At 63.3% G+C, this 10,196-nt stretch carries 7 protein-coding genes; 6 read left to right on the plus strand and 1 reads right to left on the minus strand.

The features are described from left to right. The 5 genes from APH28_RS22785 (at position 1) to APH28_RS22805 (ending at position 4,677) form a co-directional block, all read left to right on the plus strand. A complete protein-coding gene (locus APH28_RS22785; RefSeq protein ID WP_060512776.1) occupies positions 1-1,074 on the plus strand; it encodes a microcin C ABC transporter permease YejB in 1,074 nt (357 codons plus the stop codon). 1 nt (position 1,075) lies between these two features. Then, the gene (locus APH28_RS22790; RefSeq protein WP_060512777.1) at positions 1,076-2,095 is read left to right on the plus strand and encodes an ABC transporter permease; all 1,020 of its coding nucleotides are present in this window, start codon (positions 1,076-1,078) and stop codon (positions 2,093-2,095) included. Position 2,096: 1 nt separating this feature from the next. Continuing rightward, the gene (locus APH28_RS22795; protein ID WP_060512778.1) at positions 2,097-3,698 is read left to right on the plus strand and encodes an ABC transporter ATP-binding protein; all 1,602 of its coding nucleotides are present in this window, start codon (positions 2,097-2,099) and stop codon (positions 3,696-3,698) included. A 315-nt stretch (positions 3,699-4,013) separates the two neighbouring features. Next, entirely contained in the window at positions 4,014-4,256 is a 243-nt protein-coding gene (locus APH28_RS22800; protein WP_060512779.1) for a hypothetical protein, read from the plus strand. A gap of 157 nt (positions 4,257-4,413) precedes the next feature. Beyond that, on the plus strand, positions 4,414-4,677 hold the full coding sequence (locus tag APH28_RS22805; RefSeq protein WP_060512780.1) for a DUF3077 domain-containing protein: 264 nt from the start codon (positions 4,414-4,416) through the stop codon (positions 4,675-4,677). 141 nt (positions 4,678-4,818) lie between these two features. Here the strand turns inward: APH28_RS22805 and APH28_RS22810 are convergent, their stop codons facing one another. Further along, on the minus strand, positions 4,819-6,996 hold the full coding sequence (locus tag APH28_RS22810; RefSeq protein ID WP_060512781.1) for a TonB-dependent siderophore receptor: 2,178 nt from the start codon (positions 6,994-6,996) through the stop codon (positions 4,819-4,821). A 192-nt stretch (positions 6,997-7,188) separates the two neighbouring features. On the opposite strand from APH28_RS22810, the gene APH28_RS22815 reads away from it, so the two are divergent. Further along, the gene (locus tag APH28_RS22815; protein WP_060512782.1) at positions 7,189-10,119 is read left to right on the plus strand and encodes an aminotransferase; all 2,931 of its coding nucleotides are present in this window, start codon (positions 7,189-7,191) and stop codon (positions 10,117-10,119) included. Positions 10,120-10,196 lie beyond the last annotated feature (77 nt).

The raw sequence follows: 10,196 nt of genomic DNA on the forward strand, positions 1-10,196 counted from the left end.
ATGCTGGCCTACATCCTGCGCCGCCTGCTGCTGATCATCCCGACCCTCTTCGGCATCCTGATCATCAACTTCATCATCGTCCAGGCCGCACCTGGCGGGCCGGTGGAACAGATGATCGCCAAGCTCGAAGGCTTCGAGGGCGCCACCAGCCGCATTGCCGGCGGCGGCGCCGAGGTCTCGGTGGCCGGCTCCAACTACCGCGGCGCCCAGGGCCTGGACCCGGCCCTGATCGCCGAGATCGAGCACATGTACGGCTTCGACAAGTCGGCGCCCGAACGCCTGTGGATCATGATCAAGAACTACGCCACGCTGGACTTCGGCGACAGCTTCTTCCGCGACGCCAAGGTCATCGACCTGATCGCCGAGAAGATGCCGGTGTCGATCTCACTCGGGCTGTGGAGCACGCTGATCATGTACCTGGTGTCGATCCCGCTGGGCATCGCCAAGGCAGTGCGCCACGGCAGCCACTTCGACGTCTGGACCAGTTCGGCGATCATCGTCGGCTACGCTATCCCGGCGTTCCTGTTCGCCATTTTGCTGATCGTGCTGTTCGCTGGCGGCAGCTACTTCGACTGGTTCCCGCTGCGCGGGCTGACCTCGAACAATTTCGACGATCTTTCCGCCACGGGCAAGGTGCTGGACTACTTCTGGCATCTGGTGTTGCCGATCACCGCACTGGTGATCGGCAACTTCGCCACCATGACCCTGCTGACCAAGAACAGCTTCCTCGACGAGATCAACAAGCAATACGTGGTCACTGCCAAGGCCAAGGGCTTGAGCCGGCCGCGCGTGCTGTATGGGCATGTGTTCCGCAACGCCATGCTGCTGGTGATCGCCGGCTTCCCGTCGGCGTTCATCGGCATCTTCTTCACAGGCTCCTTGCTGATCGAGGTGATCTTCAGCCTCGACGGACTGGGCCTGATGAGTTTCGAAGCGGCCATCAACCGCGACTACCCGGTGGTCTTCGGCACCCTGTTCATCTTCACCCTGCTCGGGCTGGTGGTGAAACTGATCGGCGACCTGACCTACACCCTGGTCGATCCACGCATCGACTTCGCCAGCCGGGAGCACTGACATGGCCCTGTCCCCTCTCAACCGCCGGCGCTTCGAGCGCTTCAAGGCCAACCGCCGAGGCTGGTGGTCGCTGTGGCTGTTCCTGATCCTGTTCGGCCTGAGCCTGGGCGCCGAACTGATCGCCAACGACAAGCCGATTGCCGTGCGCTACGAAGGCTCTTGGTACTTCCCGGCGTTCAAGCGCTACCCGGAAACCACCTTCGGCGGTGAATTCCCGCTGGAGGCCAACTACAAGAGCCCGTACATCCGCGAGCTGCTGGAGAAGAAAGACAGCTTCGTGCTCTGGGCGCCGATACCGTTCAGCTACCAGAGCATCAACTACGACCTGCGTGTACCGGCCCCAGCGCCCCCTTCGGCGGATAACTGGCTGGGTACCGACGACCAGGGCCGTGACGTGCTGGCGCGGGTGATCTACGGCTTCCGCGTGTCGGTGCTGTTCGCCCTCACGCTGACCGTGCTCAGCTCCATCGTCGGTGTCATCGCCGGCGCCTTGCAGGGCTTCTACGGCGGGTGGGTGGACCTGGCCGGGCAGCGCTTCCTGGAAATCTGGTCCGGCCTGCCAGTGTTGTACCTGCTGATCATCCTCGCCAGCTTCGTGCAGCCCAACTTCTGGTGGCTGCTGGGCATCATGCTGCTGTTCAGCTGGATGAGCCTGGTGGACGTGGTGCGCGCCGAGTTCCTGCGCGGGCGCAATCTGGAATACGTGCGCGCCGCCCGCGCCCTGGGCATGCGCAACGGCGCGATCATGTACCGGCATATCCTGCCCAACGCCATGATCTCGACCATGACCTTCATGCCCTTCATCCTCACCGGTGCCATCGGCACCCTGACCGCGCTGGACTTCCTCGGCTTCGGCCTGCCCCCCGGTGCGCCGTCATTGGGTGAACTGGTGGCGCAGGGCAAGTCCAACCTGCAAGCCCCGTGGCTGGGCATCAGCGCCTTTGCCGTGCTGGCGATCATGCTGAGCCTGCTGGTATTCATTGGCGAATCCGCCCGCGATGCCTTCGACCCGAGGAAGTGAAATGAGCGAACAGAACCTGATCGAAGTGCGCGACCTGGCCGTGGAGTTTGTCACCGGCGAGCAGGTCAATCGGGTGGTCGACGGCATCAGCTTCGACATCCGCAAGGGCGAGACCCTGGCCTTGGTCGGCGAAAGCGGCTCGGGCAAATCCGTCACCGCGCATTCGATCCTGCGCCTGCTGCCCTACCCGCTGGCCCGCCACCCCAGCGGCAGCATTCTCTACCAGGGCAAGGACCTGCTGCAGCAGAACGAAAAGACCCTGCAGCGCATTCGCGGTGACCGCATCGCGATGATCTTCCAGGAGCCGATGACCTCGTTGAACCCGCTGCACTGCATCGAGAAGCAGATCAACGAGATCCTCTTGCTGCACAAGGGCCTGACTGGCAAGGAAGCCACGGCGCGCACGCTGGAGCTGCTGGAGCTGGTCGGCATCCCCGAACCGCGCAAGCGCCTGAAGGCACTGCCCCATGAACTGTCAGGCGGCCAGCGCCAGCGGGTGATGATCGCCATGGCCCTGGCTAACGAGCCCGAGCTGCTGATCGCGGATGAGCCGACCACGGCACTGGATGTGACCGTGCAGTTGAAGATTCTCGACCTGCTGAAAAAGCTGCAGGCGAAGTTGGGCATGGCCCTGCTGCTGATCAGCCACGACCTCAACCTGGTGCGCCGTATCGCCCATCGCGTGTGTGTGATGCAGCGTGGGCAGATTGTCGAACAGGCCGATTGCGCCACGCTGTTCAGTGCACCGCAGCATCACTACACGCAGATGCTGATCAATGCCGAGCCCAGCGGGCTGCCTGCGCATAACCCGATTGGCGCGCCGTTGCTGGAGGTGAAAGACCTGAAGGTGTGGTTCCCGATCAAGAAGGGCCTGCTGCGCAAGACGGTCGACCATGTGAAGGCGGTGGACGGCGTCAACTTCAGCCTGCCCCAGGGGCAGACGCTGGGGATCGTCGGCGAGTCAGGGTCGGGCAAGTCGACTTTGGGCCTGGCGATTCTGCGGTTAATTTCCAGCCAGGGCGGGATCCGCTTTCATGGGCAGCAGCTCGAAGGGATGAACCAGAAGGCAGTGCGGCCGCTGCGGCGGGAAATGCAGGTGGTGTTTCAGGACCCCTTCGGCAGCCTGAGCCCGCGCATGTGCGTGGCGGATATCGTTGGCGAGGGGTTGCGGATTCACAAGATCGGCACGCCTGAGGAGCAGGAGGCGGCGATCATTGCGGCGCTGGAGGAAGTGGGGCTGGACCCGCGCACCCGCCATCGCTACCCGCATGAGTTTTCCGGTGGCCAGCGCCAGCGCATCGCCATTGCCCGGGCGTTGGTGTTGAAGCCGGCGCTGATTCTGCTGGATGAACCTACCTCGGCGTTGGACCGCACGGTGCAACGCCAAGTGGTGGAGTTGCTGCGGAATCTACAGGCCAAGTACAACCTGACTTACCTGTTTATCAGCCACGATTTGGCGGTGGTGAAAGCGCTGAGCCACCAGTTGATGGTGATCAAGCATGGGCATGTGGTGGAGCAAGGGGATGCTCGGGAGATCTTCCATGCGCCGCAACATGTTTATACGAAACAACTGCTGGAGGCAGCGTTTTTGGGGGACGCTTGAAGCATTAAGAATCAGATTTAACCGCTGGTTTGTAGTCCATTTCCCAAAGATACTCTGGGCGCTCTTTTTCCGTTGCGGCTGTGTGGGGCGAGCCCTAGTCTCGGTTGGTCGCTGAACATCAGCGACGCGGCTTTGACAGGCCGAAATTGAAAGTTAGTGCACCCGCGTCGCCCTCAATGGCGGCTGTGCGTGTGGGCACGCTTGCGTGCGCCGGTCTTTCCTTTCTTTCCACCGGTCTGTCAACCCGCGCACAGCTGCCACCCAACCGTTTGACAGCGGACGGATGGCAGCAAAACCGGAAAAAAGGAGATGTTTATGCTGAAGATAGTCCCCGATCCACCCCACGATATTCACTCCCTCGCAGACACGCTGATCCAGGCCACCGACTACGCGCTGTGCGCGGCTACCGTGGTGCATCAGGCGTTACTGCTGCAGCCCAAGTCACCGGCGTCGATCCTGATGATGGCATCGATGCATGAACTGGAGGCGCTGCGAGTTTTGCTCGAATCGGCGCTGATCCAGGTGCAGATGCCAACTGGGCCTCGGACTTTGCACTAAGGCTTGAGTGATGTGCTGGCTGGTTTGGCCCTTTCGCGGGACAAGCCCGCTCCTACAAGTACAGCGATGGCCTCAGGCTTTGTACTGACCTGTAGGAGCGGGCTTGCCCCGCGAAAGGGCCCGACCAGGCAATAGAGATTTCAGGGGAGATTGACCAATGACTACAGACAACACTCAATGCACCGTCGGCAAGACCGCCTTCTTCCAAGGTGAAAACCAGACCCACCCACTGTTCTGCATCGAACCCGGCATCCCCTGCCGCGATGCCCGCGAGCAAGCCTCGGAACTGATGGGCTATGTGCGGGAACTGACCATCCTCGGCCTGATGGACGAGAAACCAATAATGATCTGGGCGTCTCATTATCTGAGCGCAATGGCCAAGGCGCTGATGGATGATGCTGAACTCGGCATGAGGCATTGATGGGCCGGGACTGATAACGCACCACGGCCAACAGGTGTTCGTCGACAGATGTGCAGCGCCTATCAGATCGAGCGCCGCGAGGGCGGCGCTCGATTTCAGCCACCCTGCAAAAACCAAGGCATGCACCTGTCAGCCCTGCAATCAGAAATCGATGGTGCCGGAGAACTTCACCAAGCGTGGATCACCCTGGGTCAGGTAGCCGCCGTTAGCCGAAGCCCAGTAGTTCTTGTCGGTCAGGTTCTCGACGTTGACGCGCAGGGTCAGGTCCTTCTCCGCCACTTTCAACTTGTAGCGGGCGCCGGCATCGAAGCGGTTCCAGGTCGGCAGGCTGACGTTGTTCGCCGCATCGACGAACTGGCCACCGGTGCGCAACATCCGTGCATTGAGCGCCAGCCCCGGCACGCCCGGCACATCCCAGTCGACGCTGGCATTGAGCTGGAAGGTCGGCACGCCGATGGCGTGGTTGCCGTCGTTGGTGCCGTTGGCGGTGTTCTTCTGCTCCGACGTCATGCGCGTCCCGCCGGCCATCAGCCGCAGGCCTTCGACGGGCTCGCCGAACAGGCTCAGTTCCAGGCCTTTGTTGACCTGCTCGCCATCGCGGATGAAGACGTTGTTCAAGGTGTAGCCGTCCGACGGTTTCTCGATACGGAACACGGCCAGGTTCGCGCCATAGGTCTGGCGGTCTAACTTGATGCCGGCCTCGAGCTGCTTGGTGCGGCCCGGCGGGAACATTTCGTTGGCGTTCGATACGTTGCTCGGCGCTGTCGCGCCTTGGGCCAGGCCTTCGATGCGGTTGGCGTACAACGAGATGCTGTCGGTGGCCTTGAATACGATGCCGTACACCGGTGTGGTGATCGACTTGTCGTAGGGGTCGCCGTTACGGCTGCCATCCGCGCTCGGGAGCTTGGAGGTGCCGTCATAGAGGTAGTTTTCCACGCGCAATTGCTGGCGACGCAAGCCGTAGGTCAGCAGCAGCCGGTCGTCGAACAGGCCAACCGTGTCGGAAATAGCGATGCTGCGCGCACGCGTCTTGCCGGTCACGCCTGGGTCGCCCATGTCACCGCCCCAGCTCGTGACGTTGGTGGGCTTTGGCCGCTGTACCGTGTCATAAATGTTGGTGGTGATCGGCGAGTAGAAGGTGTAAGCGTTTTCGGCCTGGGTCCACATCGTGTTGGCACCCAGCGCGATCTGGTGGCTGATCGGGCCCGTCTGGAAACGGCCGTTCAGCCCAGTGCTGAAGCTGGTGTTGTCTTCGCCGTGGACAATGTCGGAGGGCGTCATGGTCGCAGCGCCGCTGTTGCCGGTCAGCACCGGAGTGCCGTAGGTGCCCTGCTCACGCGTGTGGCGCGCACCGCCAGCCAGGTAGGCGGTCCAGCTGTCGTTCAGGTCCCATTCACCGCGGACCATGCCGAAGGTGTCTTCCGCCTCGCTGTAGCTCCAGCTCTGGCCATAGTTGTGGCTCGCATCCGGTGCGGTCGGCGCCTTGGTCGTGGCGCTGCTCAGGCGCACGGAGTTACGCAGGTGGTTGATGCGCTGCTTCTGGTAACCGATGTCGGTCGAAACACGGAAGTTGTCACCTCGGTAGTCCAGGCCAGCGGTGAACAGCTTGGTGCGCTGGTCCTGGTCGTCAACGGCGGTCTCGCCTTCGCGCTGGCTGAGGTTCAGGCGGGCGCCGAAGCGGTTGTCTTCACCAAAGCGCTGGCCGATATCCAGGTGCTCGCCGATACGGCCATCGGCGCTGATGTCCTGGGTGTAGCGGCGGGTCGGCTCATCCCCCGCGCGCTTGGGCTGCAGGTTGACGTTGCCACCCAGGCCGGTGCCGGTCGGGCTCACACCATTGAGAAAGGCATTGGGGCCCTTGAACACCTCAACTCGCTCGACGCCGTCCGTGGACATGATCTGACGCGGCAGGATGCCGTACAGGCCATTGAAGGATATGTCGTCTCCCGCCAGTGGCAGGCCCCGGATAACGAAAACCTTGGCCTGGTTGCCGAAGCCGTAGGACTCACGCACCGAGGGGTCGTTGGCCAATACGTCGCCGATGTCCTCGGCCTGCTGGTCCTCGATCAGCTTCGACGTGTAGCTGGTCATGGTGAACGGCACGTCCATATAGTCTTGGTTACCCAGCACGCCCATCTGGCCACCGCGGGCGACCTGGCCGCCGGCGAACGCTTCAGGGAGTGTGTCTGGCCGCGCTTTCAAGGCATCGGCATTGACGTCGGTCGCCTCCAGCTGGATCGGCTCGGCAGCTTGCGCCATCAGGGTTACGGAGCAACAAATCGCCAGTAAAGCAGGGCGTGAAGGAAAACGGGACGACATTGTGAAAGTCCTGATAGCGATGCGCTGAGAATGTAAGCGCAAATGTTAATGCTTACCAAACATAAACATCAACCCGACGCTTAAGGCCATGAGCCATCATTCGTCAGAAATACTGATCACGATCGTCTTTCATCATCAGTCAGATCGGGCATAAATTTCCCCCGTCAACTCCCAGCAGCAACGGAAGAACCCATGTCCAGCCAAGAACAAAAAAACCCCTCCCCTGCCCTCGACACGCTGATCCAGCGCGCCGGCCTGGCCAGCCCTTCGCTCAGCGAAGCCCAGGCGCATGCACTGCTGCAGGCACACTACGGCCTGGACGGTGACTTCACGGCGCTTGGCAGCCAGCAGGACCTGAACTTCCGTGTCGACTCAGCGCAAGGGCGCTTCGTGCTCAAGGCTTGCCACGGCAGCTACGCCCGGGTCGAACTGCAGGCGCAGCATGCCGCCCTGGCTTACTTGCGCGAGCAGGGCTTGCCAACGCCCGCCGTGCGAACTGCGCAAAATGGTGAAGACTTGCTGGCAGTGGACATCGACGGGCAACCGCTGCGGGTGCGCCTGCTCGATTACATCAACGGCCAGCCACTGACCCGCCTGGCGCACATGCCGCCACGCCTGATGGCTGAACTGGGTACACTGTGCGCACGCGTCGACAAGGCCCTGGCCGACTTCGACCATCCAGGCCTTGTACGCACCCTGCAATGGGACCCGCAACATGCCCAGGCGCTGATCGCGCACCTGCTGCCGGTGCTGCAAGACGCCGGGCAACGCACCCGCATCGAGCAGGCCACGCGCCTGGCCTGCGAACGTCTGGCCCCTTTGGCGAACCAGCTGCCAACCCAGGCCGTGCACCTGGACATCACCGACGACAACACCGTGTGGGCCCGCGATGACCAGCGCGAATGGCAACTGCAAGGCGTGATCGACTTCGGCGACCTGTCGCGCACTTGGCGGATCGCCGACCTGTCGGTGACCTGCTCGGCGCTGCTGCACCATGCCGAAGGCAACCCATTGCGCATCCTGCCGGCAGTCAGCGCCTACCAGGCCCTCAACCCGCTGACCGAAGCCGAGCTGCGTGCCCTGTGGCCGCTGGTGCTGAACCGTGCGGCGGTGCTGGTGTTGAGCAGCGCGCAGCAGCTCGCCGTGGATCCAGGCAACCAGTACACCCGTGACAACATCGCCCATGAATGGGAAATCTTCGATACCGCCACTGCAGTGCCTTTCGGCTTGATGCAAGCGGCCATTCTCCAGGCAGCCGGCCTGCAAGCCGACGCAGTGGGCCTGACGGGCTGTGCGCCGCTGCTCCCCGAGCTGGCCGGGCAGCCGGTCACCCGCATCGACCTGGGTGTGCTCAGCGTGCATTGCGAGGCCGGTAACTGGGAACAGCCGGGCTTCGACCAGCGCCTGCTGACCTCGCAGGCCGCGCCGGCCTGCAGCCTGCACGGCCAGTATCGCCTGTCGCAAACCCACATCGACCGCCCCGAAGAGCCTGCCACCTGCGCGCTGGGCGTTGAGTTGCATGTGCCCAATGGCAGCCCGGTTCAGGCGCCCGAAGCGGGCATCTGGCAACGTCACGGCGACGGCCGCGGCTGCCTGCTCACGCCGCACTGGGCGTTGTGGCTGCAAGGCCTGGAAGACGCACCGGCGGATGGTCAGGCCGTGGCCAAAGGGCAATCCCTGGGCAGCAGTTGCGGCTTCCTCAGCGTCCAGCTGTGCCTGGATACTCAACTCCAGCCGCCGTTCTTTGCCACACCATCGCAAGCTGCCGCCTGGCTGGCCCTGTGCCCGTCGCCTGCCGCCCTGCTGGGCTTCGATTGCGATGCCGAACCGTTGCCCGACCCGCAGGCCCTGTTGGCCCGTCGCGACGCCAGCTTCGCTCGCTCTCAGAAGCACTATTACGAGCAACCGCCGCAGATCGAGCGCGGCTGGCGCAACTACTTGATCGACCTGCAAGGCCGTTCGTACCTGGACATGCTCAACAACGTCGCCGTACTCGGCCACGGTCACCCGCGCATGGTCGCCGAATCGGCGCGCCAGTGGTCGTTGCTCAACACCAACTCACGCTTCCATTACGCCGCCATCACCGAGTTCTCCGAGCGCCTGCTAGCCCTCGCGCCCGCAGGCTTCGACCGGGTGTTCATGGTCAACAGCGGCACCGAGGCCAACGACCTTGCAATCCGCCTGGCTTGGGCTTACAGCGGTGGCCGTGACCTGCTGAGCGTGCTGGAGGCCTACCACGGCTGGTCAGTGGCCACCGATGCCATTTCCACCTCCATCGCTGACAACCCGCAGGCCTTGGAAACCCGCCCGGACTGGGTGCACCCGGTGGAGGCGCCTAACACGTTCCGCGGCCGCTTCCGAGGTGCCGACACGGCTGCCGATTATCTGCGCGACGTGGACGCCAAGCTGGCCGAGCTCGATGCCCGTGGCCGCCAGCTGGCCGGCATCATCTGCGAGCCGGTGTACGGCAACGCCGGGGGCATTTCGCTGCCGGCCGGTTACCTGCGCGAAGCGTATGCCAAGGTCCGCGCCCGTGGTGGGGTATGCATCGCCGACGAGGTGCAGGTTGGTTATGGCCGCCTGGGCGAGTACTTCTGGGGCTTCGAGGAACAGGGCGTGGTACCCGACATCATCACCATGGCCAAGGGCATGGGCAACGGCCAGCCGCTGGGGGTGGTGATCACCCGCCGCGAGATCGCCGAGGCACTGGAAGCCGAGGGCTACTTCTTCTCTTCCGCCGGCGGCAGCCCGGTCAGCTGCCGCATTGGCATGGCAGTGCTGGACGTGATGCAGGAGGAAGGCCTGTGGGACAACGCCCGCGACACCGGGCGTTATTTCAAGGCGCGCCTGCAGGCACTGGTCGACAAGCACCCGCTGGCCGGTGCGGCCCATGGTTCGGGCTTCTACCTGGGCCTGGAGCTGGTGCGCAACCGTGAAACCCTGGAGCCGGCCACCGAGGAGACCATGCTGCTGTGCGACCGCCTGCGCGAGCTGGGCATCTTCATGCAGCCGACCGGCGACTACCTCAACATCCTCAAGATCAAGCCGCCGATGTGCACCACCCGGGCCAGCGTCGACTACTTTGTCGACAGCATCGACCGGGTGCTTGGCGAAGGCCTGTAGGGAATGGCGTAGGGGCTGGGGTGATAGACTTGAGATGCTCAGCGCCTGTGAGATCGAGCGCCGCCCGCGCGGCGCTT

The organism is Pseudomonas sp. NBRC 111124 (genome assembly GCF_001320245.1).
In the GTDB taxonomy this organism is placed as follows: domain Bacteria; phylum Pseudomonadota; class Gammaproteobacteria; order Pseudomonadales; family Pseudomonadaceae; genus Aquipseudomonas.